The organism is Stenotrophomonas maltophilia, from assembly GCF_047782825.1.
GTDB lineage: Bacteria > Pseudomonadota > Gammaproteobacteria > Xanthomonadales > Xanthomonadaceae > Stenotrophomonas.
Window position 1 is genome coordinate 418,542 of sequence record NZ_CP180589.1, and the last position, 18,743, is coordinate 437,284.

Genomic DNA, 18,743 nt, shown 5'->3' on the forward strand with positions numbered 1-18,743 from the left:
GCCACCACGGCAGGGCAGGCATCCTCACCTGTCGCGGGAATGACATGTGAACACCATCACGGAGAATGAGTCATGCAGGAGTACATGCATCAACTGGAGCTGCGCGGTCGCTATCGACTGGTAGCGGTGACCCACGAGCCGGTGTACGCTCCCGGCGATGTGGTCGGTCATGCGGTCATCGCCGATGACGGGGAACGCCTGACCGACCTGATGTCGCTGGCCGAAGCGCGACGGTACCTGGAGGTGCTGGAGCGGGAAGAGGGCATCGAGCCCGGGCTGGAGAATGAAACCAACCTGCGGAAGAGGGCGTCGCAACGGCGCCGCCGCTAGGCAGTCGCGCCCGCGGGCGCATCATGGAGGATTCGGGTGTTGCCCAGTAAGAAGTACCTGCTCATCGCCATCCTGACCGTGGCGGCCCTGCTGCTCGGGTTCGTGCTTTCCGGTTATTTCACGTTGATGCTGCTTGGCCTGGATACCAAGCTGTTCACCTGGAACACCTATTACCAGTACTACAACGCCCTGGGCCAGCCACAGGTCGCCCCGTTCGTGGGCAAGATCAAGTGGGCCGGCTACCTGGGCTTCGGCCTGCCGTTGCTGGCGCTGCTGGTGGTGGGCCTGGTCGTGCTGCTGAAGAAGGACAAGCAGTCGCTGCACGGCGACGCACGCTTTGCCACCAGCGCGGACCTGGCCAAGCACGGCATGTACAAGAAGACCGGCCAGAGCATCGTGGTCGGCAGCCATGGCGGCAAGCTGGTGCGCCTGGACGGCCAGCAGTTCGTGATCCTGGCCGCGCCGACCCGTTCGGGCAAGGGCGTGGGCGTGGTCATCCCGAACCTGCTGGAGTACGGCGAATCACTGGTGGTGCTGGACATCAAGCAGGAAAACTTCGACCTGACCAGCGGCTGGCGTGCCAGCCAGGGCCAGGAGATCTACCTGTTCAATCCCTTCGCCGAAGACCGCCGCACCCACCGCTGGAACCCGCTCAGCTACGTGTCCGACGACCCGGCCTTCCGTGTCTCGGACCTGATGAGCATCGCCGCCATGCTGTACCCCGATGGCGCCGAGGACCAGAAGTTCTGGGTCAGCCAGGCACGCAACGCCTTCATCGCCTTCACCCTGTACCTGTTCGAGAACTGGGATGACGAGCGCGCCAGCGGCTTCCCCGGTGGCCTGGGCACGCCCACGCTGGGTGCGGTGTACCGCCTGTCCTCGGGCGATGGCAGCGACCTGAAGAAGTTCCTCAAGAGCCTGTCCGAACGGCCGTTCCTGAGCAGCAATGCGCGCTCGGCCTTCGCCAACATGCTGTCCCAGGCCGACGAGACCTTTGCGTCGATCCTGGGCACGTTCAAGGAACCGCTGAACCCCTGGATCAACCCGGTGCTGGACAAGGCCACCAGCACCAACGACTTCCTGCTCACCGACGTGCGCAAGAAGAAGATGACGATCTATATCGGCATCCAGCCCAACAAGCTGGCCGAGAGCCGGTTGATCATCAACCTGTTCTTCAGCCAGCTGATCAACCTCAACACCAAGGAACTGCCCAAGTCCAACCCGGACCTGAAGTACCAGTGCCTGCTGCTGATGGACGAGTTCACCTCCATCGGCAAGGTCGACATCATCGCCTCGGCCGTGTCCTACATGGCCGGCTACAACGTGCGCCTGCTGCCGATCATCCAGAGCATGTCCCAGCTGGATGCCACCTATGGCCGCGAGATCTCGCGCACCATCATCACCAACCACGCGCTGCAGATCCTCTACGCGCCGCGTGAGCAGCAGGACGCGAACGACTATTCGGACATGCTGGGTTACACCACCATCCGCAAGAAGAACGTCACCCACGCCCGCGAGAAGACCCACAGCTTCACCGAGGAACGCCGCGCGCTGATGCTGCCGCAGGAGCTGAAGGCGATGGGTCCGGACAAGGAGGTTTTCCTGTACGAAGGCATTCCGCATCCGGTGAAGTGCGACAAGATTCGCTACTACAAAGACAAGTATTTCACGTCGCGTCTACTGCCAAAAGTTGACGCGCCGATGCTGGACGTCTAAGTTTCAAAGCAGAAAGTGTGATGAAAGTCCTGATTCATTAATGTGAAACAGTGCGCTTCGTCAAAAAAACGCCATACGTTGATGCAATTCAGACTTGTCTGACATCGAATTGACGTGTGGTTGTGCGACTCTATGCACGGCTTGGGAATCCTCGTGATTCAGCTTGCTTTCAGAGTGGCCAGGAGTTTCAGCCATTGGAACAGGGATGGTTCCGAACGTTGGTGAGGGTGTGTGAGGGCGGTGGCGTCATGCCGTTTTCCGCAACCTGGTTGGCAGCTTTCGGGCTGCAGGGGAACCGTCGTGGGCGCACTGCTAAGTGTGCTTAACAACGATTCCGGCGTGCGTCATGCAGCGCCGGACGGCCAGGGGACCAACTTCGGGACTGCTTTTTCGTACGTCAAAGTGAAGCCCGTATGAATCAGGCGTTTATCGCAAAAATGTCCATCGCCGCAGTGGCGGCGTTGATGGTGGCCGGTTGTGCCACCAAGCCCGCTCCCGACTTTGGAGGGCGCTGGAAGCCGGTCAACCGTTTCGATACGGCCCCGACCGAGATTCCGCTCTATTCCAGCTACGTGTACCAGGCGTCGCCGATGGATCACACGCTGAAGGCCATGCTCGAGCGCTGGGCCAAGGATTCCGGCCGCACGCTGGATTATCGCCTCAGCTCGGATTTCACCCTGTATGGCGCGGTGTCGGACATCGATACCACCAACGCACAGCAGGCCGTGATCGATGTCACGGCGGCCTATGCGGCACAAGGTGTTTCCGTTTCCATCGTCGGCAATCAGATCGTCGTGCAGAGCGCAGGATCGACGCCGACCGCGTCGGCCCAGGGCCCTGAAGCCAACAGCGGCAGCTGAGCCAACACCGAAATCATCGAACGTGCCGCACCCCGCGCCTGACGCAGGGGCGCCACGCCCATTGATGTTTCAGCAGTACGGAAGAATCCATGTTCCGCAAGAAGGATGCAGGCAACAGCCCGAAGGTCGAGCAGTCGGTCGCCAAGGCGGTCAGCTACGAGATCACCGTGGCCGACATGGCACGCCGCAGCGAGCGCCGCGCCTGGTGGGTCGCCACCGGTTCGTTGCTGATGTCGCTGGCGCTGGCCGGTGGCTACTACTACATGCTGCCGCTGAAGGAGAAGGTGCCGTTCCTGGTGATGGCCGATGCCTATACCGGCAACGCGACGGTCGCCCGGGTGAGCAACAACTTCCGCGGCGAGAACATCACGGCCAACGAGGCGATCAACCGCAGCAACGTCGCCCAGTACGTCATGGCGCGTGAGTCCTACGATTCGGCGGTAATGGGCCTGCGCGACTGGGAACTGGTGTTCGTGATGTCCAGCGATCCGGTCGGCCTGACGATGAAGCAGCGTTATGCGGGCAACAACCCGCAGAACCCCTTCGTGATGTACGGCCGTGACAAGGCCATCCGCGTGAAGATCCTCAGCATCACCCCGCTGGGCCAGGAAGCCAACGGAAGCTTCCGCGGCGCCTCGGTGCGTATCCAGCGCTCGCTTCTGGACAAGCGTTCGGGTGTGTCGAACTACCTCGACAACCAGCTGGTCACGCTTCGCTTCGATTACAACAAGAACCTGGCGCTGACCGAGCAGGATCGCGTGCTGAACCCGCTGGCCTTCCAGGTCACCGAATACCGCGTGGACAATGATTATTCCCGCGGCGTGCCGGTTCCGGATGACAGCGCGATGCAGCAGCAGGCACAGCAGGCGGCGCAGCAGGCGCAGGGTATCTACGGCCCGAACAATCCTGCGGCGGCGACGATGATCGACCCGGCAACCGGCCAGCCGATGGCAGCGCCGGCAAATGGCCAGCCGATGCAGGGCCAGCCGCAGCCGATGCAGGGCCAGCCGATGCAAGGCCAGCCGATGCAAGGCCAGCCTATGCAGGGCCAGCCGATGCAGGCGCAGCCGCAGGCCATGCAGCCACAGACCCAGCCGCAGGCCCAGCCGATGCAGGGTGGGCGATGAACCGAGCACAGAACCAATCCACCGGAAATGCTGATGGAGCAAGCAACCGATGAGTAGTCGAAAAGTCAGGGGGAGCGCATTGGCGCTGCTGTCGTTGCTGTCGCTGGTGTTTTCCACCGCGGCGATGGCGCAGGCAGTGGACCATTACGAGTATGAAAAGGATCGCATCTATCCGGTTCGCACCGGCCTGGGCCTTACCACCCAGATCGAACTGAGCCCGAACGAAAAGATCCTCGACTACAGCACCGGTTTCAGCAATGGCTGGGAGCTGACCCGTCGCGAAAACGTGTTCTACATCAAGCCGAAGAACGTCGACGTTGACACCAACATGATGGTGCGCACCGAGACCCATTCGTACATCTTCGAACTGAAGGTGGTGGCCACCGATTGGCGCCAGCTTGAACAGGCCCGTCGTGCAGGCGTGCAGTACAAGATCGCCTTCACCTACCCGAGCGACACCGAATTCGGCGTGGCCCAGGCTGCGGTGGAAGAAGAGGCGCAGCCGCTGCTGAGCGCCGAGCTGGCCAAGGATCGCCAGTACAACTTCAACTACTCCTATTCGACCAGCCGCGCGAAGAAGATGGGTTGGTTGATTCCGGTCAATGCCTACGACGATGGTCGTTTCACCTACCTGAAGCTGCCGAACTCGCCCGAGTACAAGACCGGCATCTTCCCCGCCGTGTTCGGCCGGGACAAGGAGTACGGTGAGGACTTCGTGGTGAACACCACGGTCGAAGGCAATACGCTGATCGTGCACGGGACCTACCCGTACCTGGTCATCCGCCACGGCGATTACGTCGTCGGTCTGCGAAGGAACGTGAAGAAATGAGCCAGCAGAACACCCCTGGAAACGATCCGAACAGCGGGCAGGGCAACCCCAGCCCGTACGGCGGCGCCCCCGGTGCCGCGCCGGACACTTCGTCCAATCCCTATTTTGGTGCTGGCCCGGGCGAAGCTGCCCCCGACCTGGATGCCGCCGCGCCGCAGCTGCGTTCGGCCGAAGAGCAGCGCCTGAACCGCAAGGCCCTGCTGTTCCTGGGCGGCATCGTGGTGCTGCTGGTCTGCATGGGCATGCTGCTGCTGCGCAAGGGCAGCGAAAGCAAGGATGACGCGCCCAAGCAGCGCGAGATCGCCCGCGCCACCACGCCGCAGCTGCCCAATGCCGTGGCGCCGCCGACACCGACGCCCGACGTGGCACAGCAGGCCCAGCCGATCGACATGCTGCCTGCACTGCCGCCGCCGCCGGCTTCCGGTCAGCGTACGGCGAGCTTCATGCCGGAACGTGAGGAGCGTGAAGCTCCGCGCGGTCCCACCTTGCTGGACCGCCGCATCGGTTCGTCCGGTGGCACCAGTGCAGGTGACATGCAGGGCCAGGGTGCACCCGCAGGTGGCATGAGCGAGTACCAGCGGGCGATGATCTCCAGCCTGCAGGCCCAGAACGGCCAGACCACGCCGGCGCGTGTCCGCCGCGGTCCGGATGTCGATGACATCTCCAGCGCGACGTACATCCACAGCCCGGACGCATTGCTGGTCCGCGGTACCTACCTGCGCTGCGTGCTGGAAACCCGGATCATCACCGATCTGGCCGGCTACACCTCCTGCCTGCTCACCGAGCCGGTCTACTCGATCAACGGCCGCAGCCTGCTGCTGCCGAAGGGCTCGAAGATCTACGGTGCGTACGGCGGCGGCCCGGCGGGCAAGCGCGTGGAAGTCATCTGGGACCGCATCACCACGCCCAATGGCATCGACGTGGCCATGTCCAGCCCGGGTGTCGATGGTCTGGGTGGCGCTGGTCATCCCGGCCAGTACAGCGCGCACTGGGGCAGCCGCATCGCTTCGGCGCTGATGATCAGCCTGATCGCGGACGCCTTCAAGTACGCCGCGGCTGAGCATGGCCCGGAAACCACGACCGTTGCCAACAACGGCATGACCGTGCAGTCGCCGTACGAAAGCTCCACCGCCCGCACCATGGAGCGGCTGGCCAACGATGCGCTCAGCAGCAACCGTCGTCCGCCGACCGTGACCATCAACCAGGGCACCATCGTGAACGTCTACGTTGCCAAGGACGTCGACTTCACCAATGTGCTGAACCCGCGCCGGTAACCGAAGAACGATCATGGACGCCGAAGTGTCACCCATCGCCCTTGTCTCCAGCGATTTCCTGCGCTATCAGTACGAAGTGCTGGGCATCGCCGAGTACATGTCCTCGCCCGAAGTGACGGAAATCTGCATCAACCGTCCGGGCGAGCTGTACCTGGAGACGCGGGCAGGGTGGCAGCGCGTGGATGTGCCGAGCCTGACCTTCGAGCGGGCCCGGCAGTTCTGCACCGCGGTGGTGAACGAGAGCAACACCGGCCAGCGCATCACCGATGCCGATCCGGTCGTGTCGCTCACGTTCCCCACCGGCCAGCGTGCCCAGTTCGTGATTCCGCCAGCATGTGACGCAGGCAAGGTGTCCATCACCATCCGCCTGCCGTCCAAGCACACCAAGTCGCTCACGCAGTACCACGAGGATGGGTTCTTCAACCAGATCCTCGAGCAGGATGGCAGCCTCAGCGAGCAGGACCGCGAGCTGCTGGAACTGCGGCATACCCGCGAATACGCCGAGTTCTTCCGGCGCGCGGTGATGTACCGCAAGAACATCGTCGTGTCCGGCGCGACCGGCAGCGGTAAGACCACCTTCATGAAGGCGCTGGTCAACCACATTCCGGACAACGAGCGCCTGGTCACCATCGAGGATGCCCGCGAGCTGTTCCTGAGCCAGCCCAACGTGGTTCACCTGCTGTATTCCAAGGGCGGCCAGAGCGCGAGCAACGTCACCGCCAAGAGCTGCATGGAAGCCTGCCTGCGCATGAAGCCCGAGCGCATCATCCTGGCCGAGCTTCGCGGCGATGAAGCGTTCTACTTCATCCGCAACTGCGCCTCCGGCCATCCCGGTTCGATCACCAGCTGCCACGCCGGCAGCCCGGAACAGACCTGGGACCAGCTGGCACTGATGGTGAAAGCATCGGCCGAAGGCTCGGGTCTGGAATTCAACGTCATCAAGCGTCTGCTGATGATGACCATCGACATCGTTGTGCATATCAAGGCACATGCCGGTGCGCGCTACATCACCGGCATCGACTTCAACCCTGGGCGCGCCCAGGGGCAGGAGGGCTGAACCATGCTGCCAGGACTGGAAATGATGGCGTGCCCGGAGATGGCCGTCTCCATGGACGTGATGCAGCACGTCATCAACGTCGAATCCTCACGCAACCCCTACGCCATCGGCGTGGTGGGCGGCGCGCTGGTGCGCCAGCCGAAGGCGCTGGATGAAGCGCTGGCCACCGTGCGCATGCTGGAAGAGAAGGGCTACAACTTCTCCATCGGGCTGGCGCAGGTGAACCGCTACAACCTGGGCAAGTACGGCCTGGACTCCTATGAAAAGGCGTTCCAGCAGTGCCCGAACCTGCAGGCTGGTTCGCGCATCCTGGCGGAATGCTACAAGCGCTCGGGCAAGGACTGGGGCAAGTCGTTCAGCTGCTACTACTCGGGCAACTTCGAAACCGGCTTCCGCCATGGGTACGTGCAGAAGATCTACGATTCGATGCGTCGCGGCCAGCAGGTTGCCAGCAATGGTGTGGCACCGATCGATGTCATCAGCCGCGGCGAACGTCGCGTGGTGAAGGTCGAGCACCATCCGCAGACCGTGTCCCCGGCGCAGTCGCGCATCGTGGCCCAGGCTGACGCCCCGGTTTACGTGCCGTCTAACGATCCCGCCCGCGCCTATACCGTCTATCCGTCAACCGGTGCCATGGCCCGCAGCAGCCTGCTCAACCTGGCTGACCAGGCCGTATCGCGCGTGGTGCTGGGTTCGGTGGACCGCATGATGCAGCCCCCGGCGCAGCAGCAGGCGCCCATGCAGAACATGCAGGCCTACCCGCAGCAGATGCCGCAGGCAATGGCGGGGCAGGGGGGGCAGGCCATGCCGCAGCAGCTTCCCGGTGCGCCTTCTGGTGGTGAACAGCCAGTGATGCTGCGCCCTTGGGGCGAACGCAATGCGCCTGCCGCAGCACAGGAAAACATGTACAACGCACCGGCGGCACAGATGCCGGTTCAACAGATTCCCGCAGGGGATGCGGCCTTCGTGTTCTGACGAAGTCGTGGTACGGCCAGTCCCCCGGCTGGTCGATTCAGTTGTGTTAGTCCATCAACAAGGAAAACAATCCATGAAGCGTTCCAATATTGACCTCAACCAGGCCCAGCGCACGCTGAAGACCATGCTGATGGCCGTTGTATTCGTGGGTGCGGTGTTCGCCCCGCAGGTGTTCGCAACCGATTTCGGCGGTACCGACAAGAAGATCTGCGGCTTCTTCGACAACATCAACGGCCTGCTGAACATGGCGTCCATTGCCGTGGTCACCATCGCCGTGGTCTTTGCCGGCTACCAGATCGCCTTCGCCCACAAGCGCATCAGCGACGTGGCCCCGATCCTGATCGGTGGCGTGCTGATCGGCGCCGCTGGCCAGATCGCCCGCATGCTGCTGGGTGAAGGCAGCGACGGCAACTGCTCCAGCAGCGGCACCGGCACCACCTACCTGATCCAGAACGCCATCCAGTACTACAGTGCATAAGAACGTACTGTTTCGTGGCTGCACCCGCCCAGCGATGTTCCTGGGCGTGCCCTACCTGCCGTTCTTCATGGTTGCAGGTGGGTTGCTGCTGCTCAGCGTGTACACGAACTTCTGGTTCCTGCTGACCATTCCTGTCGCGATTTTCATCATGCGACAGATGGCCAAGCGGGACGAGATGATCTTCCGGCTGTTGGGCCTGCGCCTGCTGTTCAAGCTCAGGGTCCGCAACGTGCCGGAACACGATGGCATGTGGGTGTTCAACCCGAACCACTACCGCAGCAAGCCAGCCCCCAGGGATTGAGGGCTGGACTGGCGCTGGCGGGCCCCAATGGCCCGCCGGCGCTGTACCGAACGATCCGTCAGCAGGACCCCTCTGGAAGCCGTCGCATGTTCAACCCTGACACCTCCATCAGCGAATTCATCCCTTTGTCGTCGCATGTGGCACCCAACGTGGTGAAGACCACCGGTGGTGACTTCCTGCTGACCTGGCACCTGGAAGGGCTGCCGTTCGTCGGCCGCGAGGAATGGGAGCTGGAACATCGGCACAACACCTTCAATCGGTTGCTGCAGACCCTGCGCGCGCCGGACTTCGTCAATGTGGCCTTCTGGGTGCATGACATCCGCCGTCGACGCACGCTGAAGGGCAAGAGCCACTACAAGCAGCGCTTCAACCAGGACGTGTCCGACCAGTACATGGGGATGCTGTCCTCGCAGCGCATCATGCAGAACGAGCTCTACCTGACGATGATCTATCGTCCGGTGGTGGCGGGTAAGCGCTTCGTCGAAAAGTCGGCCAACATCGACAAGCTGCGTGCCGAACAGGAACAGGCAGTGGAAAAGCTGCTCGAGCTGGCCGGCAACGTCGAGGCGGTGATCCGCGACTACGCGCCGTACCGCCTGGGCATGTACGAAGCCAAGAACGGGGTGGTGTTCTCCGAAACGCTGGAGCTGTTCGGTTACCTCATCAACCGCATCGACGAGCCGGTCCCGGTGCTGTCGGCGCCGGTGAAGGACTACCTGCCGGTCAGCCGGCACATGTTCTCGGCCAAGACCGGCGATTTCGTCATCAATACCCCCAATGGTGCCAACCACTTCGGCGCCATCCTGAACATCAAGGAGTATGCCGAGGGCACCTACCCGGGCATCCTCAACGGTCTGAAGTACCTGGACTACGAATACGTCATCACCCATTCCTTCAGCCCGATGGGCCGCCAGGACGCGCTGAAGGTGCTGGACCGCACCAAGGGCATGATGATCTCCTCCGGCGACAAGGCCGTCAGCCAGATCGCCGAACTCGACTACGCGATGGACCAGCTGTCTTCGGGCAACTTCGTGCTGGGTGAGTATCACTTCATCATGGCCGTGTACGGTGACAGCCAGGCCAAGCTTTCGCAGAACGTGGCCACCACCCGCGCTGAACTGTCCAACGCCGGTTTCGTGACCACCAAGGAAGATCTTGCCGTCACGTCCTCGTTCTACTCGCAGATGCCTGGCAACTGGCGCTTCCGTACGCGCCTGGCCAACGTCAGCTCGCTGAACTTCCTGGGCCTGTCGCCGCTGCACAACTTTGCCACCGGCAAGCAGCACAACAATCCCTGGGGCGACTGCGTCACCACCCTGCAGACCACCAACGGCCAGCCGTACTACTTCAACTTCCACGCCACCCACCCGTCCGAGAATTCGCTGGGTGAGAAGGCGATCGCCAACACCATGGTGATTGGTAAGTCCGGTACCGGTAAGACCGCGCTGATCAACTTCCTGCTCAGCCAGGTGCAGAAGTACGAGCCGTCGCCGACCATCTTCTTCTTTGACAAGGACCGCGGCGCGGAGATCTTCGTGCGCGCCTGCGGCGGCAACTACCTGGCTCTGGAAAACGGTGCGCCGACCGGGTTCAATCCGTTCCAGTGCGACAACAGCGAATCCAACGTGCAGTTCCTGGCCGATCTGGTCAAGGTGCTGGCCGGCAAGCGCGAGTACAGCGCCCGCGAGGAAGAGGACATCTACCGCGCGGTGGAAAGCATGCTCGATACGCCGATGCACCTGCGCAGCATGACCAACTTCCAGAAGAGCCTGCCCAACATGGGCGACGACGGCCTGTACGCGCGCATGCGCCGGTGGACGTCAGGCAATTCGCTGGGCTGGGTATTCGACAACCCGGTCGATACCGTCGACCTGACCAAGGCCAACATCATCGGCTTTGACTACACCGACATCATCGACAACCCCGAAGTGCGCGTGCCGGTCATCAACTACCTGCTGCACCGCCTGGAGTCGCTGATCGACGGTCGTCCGCTGATCTACGTGATGGACGAATTCTGGAAGATCCTGGACGGCGAGGGTGGCCTGAAGGAATTCGCCAAGAACAAGCAGAAGACCATCCGTAAGCAGAACGGCCTGGGCATCTTCGCCACGCAGAGCCCGGAAGATGCGCTGAAGAGCGATATCTCCGCGGCACTGATCGAGCAGACCGCCACGCTCATCCTGCTGCCGAACCCGAACGCCAGCAAGAGCGACTACATGGAAGGCCTGAAGCTGACCGAGGCCGAGTTCAAGGTGGTCACTGCGCTGGACGAGCGTTCGCGTTGCTTCCTGGTCAAGCAGGGCCATGCGTCCAGCGTCTGCCAGCTCAACCTGCGTGGCATGGACGACATCCTGTCGGTGATCTCTGCGTCCACCGACAACATCGACATCATGCACCGCGTGCTCCAGAGCGCGGCGGTTCGTGCACGGATCACCGTGGACGAGCTGACGCCGGAGCAGTGGCTGGAAGATTTCTACAAGAATCGAAAGGGTTCGGGCAAGGCCAGGGCGGCCGCCGAAACCGATGCGGCCTGACGGCCATAGAACAAGGACGACGACGATGACTTCCATTTCCGTGGAGAACAACATGAACAAGGCGATCAATACACGCAAGACTGGTCGCGGCCCGCGCCGCTCGCGCTTGGCCGCCCTCGTGCTGGGCTGTGCAGCAGTGCTGTCGACCAATCCGGTTTCTGCCAGCGGCTGGCCGGTCTTCGACTTTGCAGGTTTGATGCAGGCCGTCGAAGAATGGGGCCTGATCGACAAGCAGTCGGGTCAGGATCTGGCCGAGTACGCAGAGCAGGCCAAGCGCTGGAATGACACGATGAAGCAGTATCAGCAGGCACTGGTGCGCATCCAGGCGCAGTTGCGTGCAATCGGTTTGCCTGAGGGGCAGCCGCTGGTCAAGGTTGATCCAAAGTACATGGTGGCTGAAACCTGTGGCGGCCAGGGCATGGATTTCTCGCTGTCGGGCCTGCTGAGCACCATCGGCCTGAGCGGCGACCAGGATCTGAAGAAGCGCCAGCAGCAGATCTGCGTGAACATCCGCATGATGGAAAACCGCAAGTACAACGAGTCGATTGATTTCCTGAACGAGACCGTGCCGACCATGGAGCAGGCACTGGCGGACATCTTCAAGGAACGTAACAAGAACAACGACCAGGGCACGGTGCAGGGCGCTGACAGCGAATCGCTGCGCACCGCCAACGACCTGGCGGTTGCCACCCAGAAGTGGGAAGGCCAGATGCGTTCGTACGACGCCTATATCGAGGTTCTGAAGGTCAACCAGAAGCTGATCGGCAAGACCGCCTTGAAGGGTGACCCGGCCACGCGCTTCGTTCGCGACGTTGCCAAGACGGCCATCCTGGCCGGTGCACTGGACCAGTAAGGAAATGTGCTGCTCCGGCTTCCGCCGGGGCAGTCATCGGGTAGGAGCGGGCTGTATGCCCAAGGAATGTGGACAATGATGAGATCGGTCGCCAACTTTGAGTTTTCCGGTGGTCTGCACGAGCTGCTTGGAATCGCCACCCGCGTCGATTCCCTCGGCGACTTCGTGTTTTTCCGTCTGATCCTCAATTTCCTGCGGAAGCGGATCAGCGAGTTCGGCCTGGAGTTGATGGGAAACATGATGGAGTGGGTGCTTGGCATCTCACTCATCCTGATGACGCTGTGGGTGCTGATCCAGGGTTTCCGCATCGTGACCGGCCGAAGCCGCGACTCGATGATGATTCTGGTCACCAACATGGCACGTGCCGCACTGATCGTCAGCGTGGCGTCGACCATGGGCATGTTCGGGACGAACCTGCATTCGTTCCTGACCAAGAACGTGCGTGACGAGATCACGTTCGTGGTGACCGGTTCCCATGACTCGCCGGAAGACCAGATTGACGAGAACCTGGCCTATCTGCAGGTGGCATTGGCCAGTATTGACGCGATCGACGTCATGGCCGATCCCGAGATGATCGAAGAGAAGTCGCGGGCCATGTGGTATGTCGGTCTTGGCACGGCCGGCCCGGCCATTACTGCGGGCTCGATGCTGCTGCTGTATGAGGTTGCCATCGCGCTCTTCATTGGTCTGGGTCCTCTGTTCATCCTTTGCCTGCTGTTCGACCAGACCAAGTCCCTGTTCCAGCGCTGGCTGCTCTATGGCATTGGCACACTGTTCTCGATGGCAGTGCTGGCGGCCATGACCGGCATCGCATTGGATATGGTGCTGCGCGTGTCAAAGGCATTCTGGCTGGAATCCATCGGCGCCAAGCTGATTCTGGGCCCGGCGTTCGAGAACGGCTTGTCCAGCCAGGCGATGCAGCAGGGCGGCATGGGCCTGATCCTGACGACTTTGATCCTGACTGCGCCCCCAATGGCAGCAGTGTTCTTCCAGGGCACGCTGGGTACCTTCATGGCATATTCGCAGATAGGCGGTGGCGCGGCGTCAACGCCGAGCAGTGATGGGCGGCCGCCGGGGAGCCATTCAGCAGCTGCGCCCGCGATGACAGGGAGCAGTAGCCAAGATGCTTCGACCAGAGTAGCAGGGACTAGCATTCCCTCTGCCCCCCCCTCCAATAACGGTCTGACCATTGGTAAGTATGGATCCGCGAGTTGAAGCTCAGCTTTCATGTTGGCCGCCATGTTGACCTTGAGGTAAAGAATGTCCAAGCTTTCTCTGCGGTGCTCAGTTCTTTATGCAGTATTGGGGATGGTGGCTTTGTCGTGCCCAGCAATGGTAAAGGCAGAAGGCGGTTGCCCCCAGGGGCAGTACCCGATAGGCGGTCAAGGTGTTCAGGGCTGCGCGCCAATTCCAAGTAGCAGTGGGGTGGCCGCTCCGGCTCGCCCCAGCGGCAAATGGATAAGAACTTGGGGGGCCATCTCTCTTTCTCCTGATGGCGCTTCTGGTGCAGCCACAGGGAGGTTGAGCAAGTCCGAAGCGGTACGGGACGCTATAGCGGTTTGCGCAAACAGTGGCGGCCGAGCTTGTGCAGCCTCCTTTACCTATAAGCACCAATGCGCGGCAGCGGCTGTACCAGGTGCCGGCGAAGGTGGGACGAGCTTCGCAGGTTCTCCGACAATCGAGCAGTCGAAGAAGATGGTGTTGGAACGGTGTGAAGCTAAAGGTGGGCTCAACTGTCGGGTGGTTTATTCCGAATGCAGCGAACCCATTTATCAGTCTTATTAAGAGTGGGTCAATGACGTATTGCATTTTTGCGAGGTTGGCCGTTGCCGTGTAGGCGGTGGTTTCGTGTTGCCCTGTCGGTGGGAATAGGCTTGCCATAGGAGTGTCTTCGTCAAAGAAGTCGACTTTCTTGTCACAATCAGTGTGCGGCGCTGGCTGGGCCTTCTCTTGAAAATGGCCCTGTGGAAAACGCGGTCACGATGGCATATGGGGCTCCAACCGAAGCTGAGGCTAAAGTAAATGCAGTCAGTAACTGTGTGCCCTGCAATTCCGGAAGGAGTTGTACTGTGCTCTACTCTGCATGCGGCATGTCTGAATTCAAGCCATTTCGCTGATTTTTATCCTGATCTGAGTTCTGCGCCGGCTAGTGGCGATCCTTCATTGGGGGGGGTATCGCCGGGAAAGTGGAAACTTTTGAAGCGAAAAGAATTTTCTGCGTGATCCTCTTCTTGTTCGTATCGACTGAGGCATTTGCCGAAGGGGGATGCCCTCCGGGACAGTATCCTGTAGGCGGTCAGGGCGTGCAGGGGTGTGCCACGATTCCTCAGAGTTGCTCTGCAATTCCCGCTTCGCGGCCTACGGGAAAGTGGGAGGCGCGTTGGGGGGCGATCGCTCGCGACTTCAGCCCGACCCCGGGCGCGCGTTTGGCGATCGGTGTCGCAGAATCACAGTGAACCAAGAGGGACGCGAGTGCGGTCGCGCTTGCCCAGTGCGCTGAAGGCGGCGGCAATGATTGTCGCGTTCTCTTGGCGTACAACAATCAATGCGCGGCCCTCTCTGGTCCTGTTGTGAGTGACTTGGCCGCAAAAGGTGGGATTACGTACACAGCCGGCGCACCGGGAGTCGAAGAGGCAAAGGCGAATTCAATGCGCAGTTGTCAAAGCGCGGCGGGCGGTCAGCGTTGCACGGTTGTTTACTCCGCCTACGGCATGGCTGAGCTCAAGTCCTTCAGGTGATCGTTCCCATCTAATTTCTGCTCGGTTGCTAGTTGCTCTTTGATTTGTTCGTCGTCTTGATGGGGTCTTCCCACTTTTCGGACGGCTGGATGCTGATTTTGAGTGCGCCTGCTCGGACATTGAAGAGAGACAATGCGACGAAGAGAGACAATGCGACTTTCTAGGTCACCAGCAGGATGCTGGTGTAACGCTGCGGTCCGAGTCATTACTGCTGTGACAAGTCCCCGGAATGCCAGATCGACGAGAACCCGGCCTATCTAAGGGTAGCGCTCGCAAGTATTGACGCGAGCGACGTCATCGCCGGCCCCGATGATAGAAGTGAAGTCGCGGGCCATCCTGTATGTCGGTTTGGGCACGGCCGGGCCCGCAGTTACCGCCGGCTCGATGCTGCATCTGTACGAGGTGGCCATTGCCCTCTTCATTGGCCTAGGGCCACCGTTCATCCTTTGCTTGTTGTCGAGCAGACCAAATCCCTGTTCCAATGGTGGCTGTTCTACGGCAGCGGAACGCTATTCTCGATGGCGGTACTGGCGGCCATGACCGGCATCGCATTGGATATGGTGCTGCGCGTGTCAAAGGCATTCTGGCTGGAATCCATTGGCGCCAAGCAGATTCTGGGCCCAGCGTTCGAGAACGACTTGTCCAGCCAGGCGATGCAACAGGGCGGCATGGGTCTGATCTTTACAACCTTGGTCCTGACTGCGCTTGGCGCAAGTGGCAACGCTTCGAATTACACTGTCATGGGAAGGCAAAATCAGGATGCGCCCAGCCAGAGCGCGGGTAGGTATGGGAATGCGAATGTTGGTTAGTATTTTGTAATGCGGAGTTGATTGTCATGAAGTTTTTAACTCTTCTGTTGCTGCTTTCTTGCGCTATTCCTGCCTTCGCTGAAGGCGGCTGTCCGCCGGGGCAATACCCCGTCGGTGGGCAGGGGGTTCAGGGGTGTGCGCCTATTCCGTCGTCGGGGCCTGCTATTCCCACGTCCAGGCCCACGGGGAAATGGGAGACGCGCTGGGGTGCCATTGCGCAGGATGCCGACCCTTTGCCTGGGGGGAGCATGCCTGTCGGTGTCGCAGAATCAGAAAAGTCAAAGCGACACGCCGTCTCGGTCAGTCTCGAGCAGTGTCAGCGGGCTGGGGGGCGGAAGTGCAAGGTGCTATTGGACTACTACAATCAATGCGCCGCACTCGTGGGGACGGTCTACAGCCAGTCACGCCGTGGCATCACCTACACCTTCAGTGCGCCAACCATTGAGCAGGCAAGATCGAAAGCGTTGGAGGGCTGTGAGGCGCGGAGTTCCGGTAGCAGTTGTACGGTGATCTACTCTGCGTGCAGCATGTCTGAGTTCAGGCCGTTCCGTTAACTCGTGGGATCGATGGGGTTGTGCAAGCTAGGGCTTACTTGCATCGCGGCGCACGCATCCAGGGTCTGAACGTGTACGGGCACGTGATCAGCGACGTGAACAATCGTTGTGATATCACCGTGTTCACCGTGGACGGGCACATCCGCGACTACGCCACGCAAGGTGCTGCCTGCACCCAGCACGTTCGCTGATCTGAGCCGTGCCCAAGACAGTGCCCCGTGGGAAAGCGGAATCGCCATGAAGCGAATGTGCGCGTCCAAGACGAGCTGGAAGAGGCTGCCGCAGGACCAGTGTCGGATCGCCAGGGCCGCATGCACGGACGATGCCTTCATCAGGTAGGCCTGCGTTCACGATAGCCGCGCTTTTTTTGTGATCAAGCGCGCTTTTCATATCGTCCCCCCTTCGACGCGGCAAACGTCCTCGCGGTAAGCTCCCTGCGCGTCAGAAATATGACGCGCCGCTGCTACCGACTGCAGGAGCTTTTCCGTCCATGAGGACTCTGTCCGCCCGTTCGACGGGTGACGCTTGCCACTGTCGCCGCCGCGGCACGCCCAGCGCTATGATCCGCCACGGCGGTCGGTGCGGCGTGGCCCGGCCATTCGGCTGTGTCCGCCTGTTGCGTGGATACCGGCAAGACGACATTGAAGGAGTGGGAGGGGATGGAGAACGGGAGTGGCGCGCACATGGACGATGCTCTTGCATTCGTTCCGTCGGGCGCGAACCTGCTGGAAGCCGTCAGGGGCGAGCTCAACGGCGATGGGGTCGAGTACCAGCTGCTGGTGATCGACCAGCCGTTGCCGGAAGGGCTGGTGCCCGGCCAGCACGGGCCGAACCGGGTGCTGCTGTTGCTGCGCGGTGACGGCCGCGGCCGCTGGCAGCTGGCCGCCCGCAACGACAAGCTGGTGCCGTGTTCCACCCGCGGTGGCCTGGCCGGCGACCCTTTTGCGTATGCAATGGTTGAGGAAGACACATTCAGCGTGATCACCAATGGCGGCAGCCGCCAGCGCTGGAGCAGCACCTACACGTTCCGCCATGCCCCTGCGGATCGCGGGTGCTGGGTGGATGCCGTGCGCCGCAAGGTCGTGGACATCGAGACCGAGGCGACCAACATCCGCAACTTCTCGGCTGCGGAACTGGGGCGCGTGCGGTTCGAGGATTTCGACCCGGCCACTGTCGCCGAGGTGTCGCTTCCATGAGCCATGCTTCAACCGGCGGAAAGGAATCCGCGCTGATGACGATCCAGGAGTTGCACCGTGTCGACGGATAGAGAGTCGCAACTGCTGCGGCAGGCGACCGATGCCGGCATTGCGTCCCCCCGTGAACTGGCCAATTTCATGGCGCAGGCGGGGCATGAGTCGCGTGGCCTCAGCCGCCTCAACGAGAGCTTCAACTACACCCGGGCCACGTCGCAGATTCCGGTGGAAGCGGCGTGGCGCAACGGCAATGATGCGCTGGAATCGGCCCGCCAGGAGGCGCTGCGTGGGCGCCCGGATGATCTGGCCGAACTGATGTATGGCGGCCGCCTGGGCAATGATGCGCCCGGCGACGCGCTGAAGTACCACGGGCGTGGCTACCTGCCGCTGACCGGCAAGGAAAACTATGAACGCGCAGGGCAGGCGCTGGACCTGGACCTGGTGAACCATCCGGAACTGGCGGCCCGGCCCGAACACGCCGCCCGTATTGCGGTCTGGCAATGGCAGAACCATGTGCCCGAGCAGGCGCGCGAGAGCGTGCGCGAGGCGACCATTGCCATCAACGGCGCGTTGAACGGCGTGGAAGACCGCCTGCGGCGCTTCGATGCCTGGCAGCAGAAGCTGACCCCGGACGTGATGGATCGGCTGTCACGCGGTGAAGTGGGCGAGCGCGCGATGAACGCGCCCGAGGCGCCGCGCGATCTGTCCGATCCAGCCCATGCAGGCAACCGCCTGTTCACCGATGCGCGCGGGCAACTGCAGCAGCTGGGGCCACGCAGTGGCCTGAACAGCGCGCAGGAAGTGGACAATGCGGCCGGTGCCTTGGCGGTAAGCGCGCAGAAGGCAGGCCTGCAGCAGATCGACCATGTTGTGGCCGGCACCGATGGGCGCATGCTGTTCGCGGTGCAGGGCACGATGGGCGACCCGGCCATGCTGCGTGCATCGGTGGACCGTGCGCAGGCGGCCCAGCAGCCGCTGGAACAGAGCAGCCAGCAGCTGGCCGCTGCACAGGACCGCCAGCAGGACCAAGCGATGAACCAGCAACAGGAACAGAACCGCTCACGCTCGATGTAACCCCGTCGCACGACGAAGGGCGCCAGTGGGCGCCCACATGG

At 61.7% G+C, this 18,743-nt stretch carries 17 protein-coding genes and 2 pseudogenes; all 19 read left to right on the plus strand.

The window, feature by feature from the left end:
* Nucleotides 1-72: 72 nt before the first annotated feature.
* The 19 genes and pseudogenes from ACM2ZB_RS01930 (at nucleotide 73) to ACM2ZB_RS02020 (ending at nucleotide 18,702) form a co-directional block, all read left to right on the plus strand.
* Nucleotides 73-330: a hypothetical protein gene (locus ACM2ZB_RS01930; protein WP_416057215.1), complete on the plus strand. Its 258-nt coding sequence runs from the start codon at nucleotides 73-75 to the stop codon at nucleotides 328-330.
* Between the two features lie 36 nt (nucleotides 331-366).
* On the plus strand, nucleotides 367-2,046 hold the full coding sequence (locus ACM2ZB_RS01935; protein ID WP_416057216.1) for a type IV secretory system conjugative DNA transfer family protein: 1,680 nt from the start codon (nucleotides 367-369) through the stop codon (nucleotides 2,044-2,046).
* 413 nt (nucleotides 2,047-2,459) lie between these two features.
* The gene (locus ACM2ZB_RS01940) at nucleotides 2,460-2,906 is read left to right on the plus strand and encodes a hypothetical protein (protein WP_416057217.1); all 447 of its coding nucleotides are present in this window, start codon (nucleotides 2,460-2,462) and stop codon (nucleotides 2,904-2,906) included.
* Nucleotides 2,907-2,995: 89 nt separating this feature from the next.
* Nucleotides 2,996-4,086 (plus strand): annotated as a pseudogene (locus ACM2ZB_RS01945) (virB8 family protein).
* Nucleotides 4,083-4,862, plus strand: coding sequence for a TrbG/VirB9 family P-type conjugative transfer protein (locus tag ACM2ZB_RS01950; RefSeq protein ID WP_416057218.1), 780 nt, complete (start codon nucleotides 4,083-4,085; stop codon nucleotides 4,860-4,862). The pseudogene ACM2ZB_RS01945 and the gene ACM2ZB_RS01950 overlap by 4 nt, the downstream one beginning before the upstream one ends.
* A complete protein-coding gene (locus ACM2ZB_RS01955; protein ID WP_416057219.1) occupies nucleotides 4,859-6,136 on the plus strand; it encodes a TrbI/VirB10 family protein in 1,278 nt (425 codons plus the stop codon). The genes ACM2ZB_RS01950 and ACM2ZB_RS01955 overlap by 4 nt, the downstream gene beginning before the upstream one ends.
* 13 nt (nucleotides 6,137-6,149) lie before the next feature.
* Nucleotides 6,150-7,193, plus strand: a complete 1,044-nt coding sequence (gene virB11 / locus ACM2ZB_RS01960) for a P-type DNA transfer ATPase VirB11 (RefSeq protein ID WP_416057220.1) — start codon at nucleotides 6,150-6,152, stop codon at nucleotides 7,191-7,193.
* Nucleotides 7,194-7,196: 3 nt separating this feature from the next.
* Nucleotides 7,197-8,168, plus strand: a complete 972-nt coding sequence (locus ACM2ZB_RS01965) for a transglycosylase SLT domain-containing protein (protein ID WP_416057221.1) — start codon at nucleotides 7,197-7,199, stop codon at nucleotides 8,166-8,168.
* Between the two features lie 73 nt (nucleotides 8,169-8,241).
* Entirely contained in the window at nucleotides 8,242-8,646 is a 405-nt protein-coding gene (locus ACM2ZB_RS01970) for a TrbC/VirB2 family protein (protein WP_416057222.1), read from the plus strand.
* The gene (locus tag ACM2ZB_RS01975) at nucleotides 8,639-8,947 is read left to right on the plus strand and encodes a type IV secretion system protein VirB3 (RefSeq protein ID WP_416057223.1); all 309 of its coding nucleotides are present in this window, start codon (nucleotides 8,639-8,641) and stop codon (nucleotides 8,945-8,947) included. The genes ACM2ZB_RS01970 and ACM2ZB_RS01975 overlap by 8 nt, the downstream gene beginning before the upstream one ends.
* 86 nt (nucleotides 8,948-9,033) lie before the next feature.
* Nucleotides 9,034-11,481 (plus strand): VirB4 family type IV secretion/conjugal transfer ATPase, encoded by a 2,448-nt coding sequence (locus tag ACM2ZB_RS01980; RefSeq protein ID WP_416057224.1) that lies wholly within the window; start codon nucleotides 9,034-9,036, stop codon nucleotides 11,479-11,481.
* Nucleotides 11,482-11,506: 25 nt separating this feature from the next.
* A complete protein-coding gene (locus ACM2ZB_RS01985) occupies nucleotides 11,507-12,334 on the plus strand; it encodes a hypothetical protein (protein ID WP_416057225.1) in 828 nt (275 codons plus the stop codon).
* A gap of 75 nt (nucleotides 12,335-12,409) precedes the next feature.
* A complete protein-coding gene (locus tag ACM2ZB_RS01990) occupies nucleotides 12,410-13,549 on the plus strand; it encodes a type IV secretion system protein (protein WP_416057226.1) in 1,140 nt (379 codons plus the stop codon).
* A 117-nt stretch (nucleotides 13,550-13,666) separates the two neighbouring features.
* Entirely contained in the window at nucleotides 13,667-14,119 is a 453-nt protein-coding gene (locus tag ACM2ZB_RS01995; protein WP_416058603.1) for a DUF4189 domain-containing protein, read from the plus strand.
* 731 nt (nucleotides 14,120-14,850) lie between these two features.
* A pseudogene (locus ACM2ZB_RS02000) lies at nucleotides 14,851-15,072 on the plus strand (DUF4189 domain-containing protein); the annotation flags it as partial.
* 446 nt (nucleotides 15,073-15,518) lie between these two features.
* A complete protein-coding gene (locus tag ACM2ZB_RS02005) occupies nucleotides 15,519-15,881 on the plus strand; it encodes a hypothetical protein (protein ID WP_416057227.1) in 363 nt (120 codons plus the stop codon).
* Between the two features lie 26 nt (nucleotides 15,882-15,907).
* Nucleotides 15,908-16,435 (plus strand): DUF4189 domain-containing protein, encoded by a 528-nt coding sequence (locus tag ACM2ZB_RS02010; protein WP_416057228.1) that lies wholly within the window; start codon nucleotides 15,908-15,910, stop codon nucleotides 16,433-16,435.
* Between the two features lie 659 nt (nucleotides 16,436-17,094).
* Nucleotides 17,095-17,631 (plus strand): hypothetical protein, encoded by a 537-nt coding sequence (locus ACM2ZB_RS02015; protein WP_313443404.1) that lies wholly within the window; start codon nucleotides 17,095-17,097, stop codon nucleotides 17,629-17,631.
* A gap of 57 nt (nucleotides 17,632-17,688) precedes the next feature.
* On the plus strand, nucleotides 17,689-18,702 hold the full coding sequence (locus tag ACM2ZB_RS02020; RefSeq protein WP_416057229.1) for an XVIPCD domain-containing protein: 1,014 nt from the start codon (nucleotides 17,689-17,691) through the stop codon (nucleotides 18,700-18,702).
* The last annotated feature ends 41 nt before the right edge of the window (nucleotides 18,703-18,743 follow it).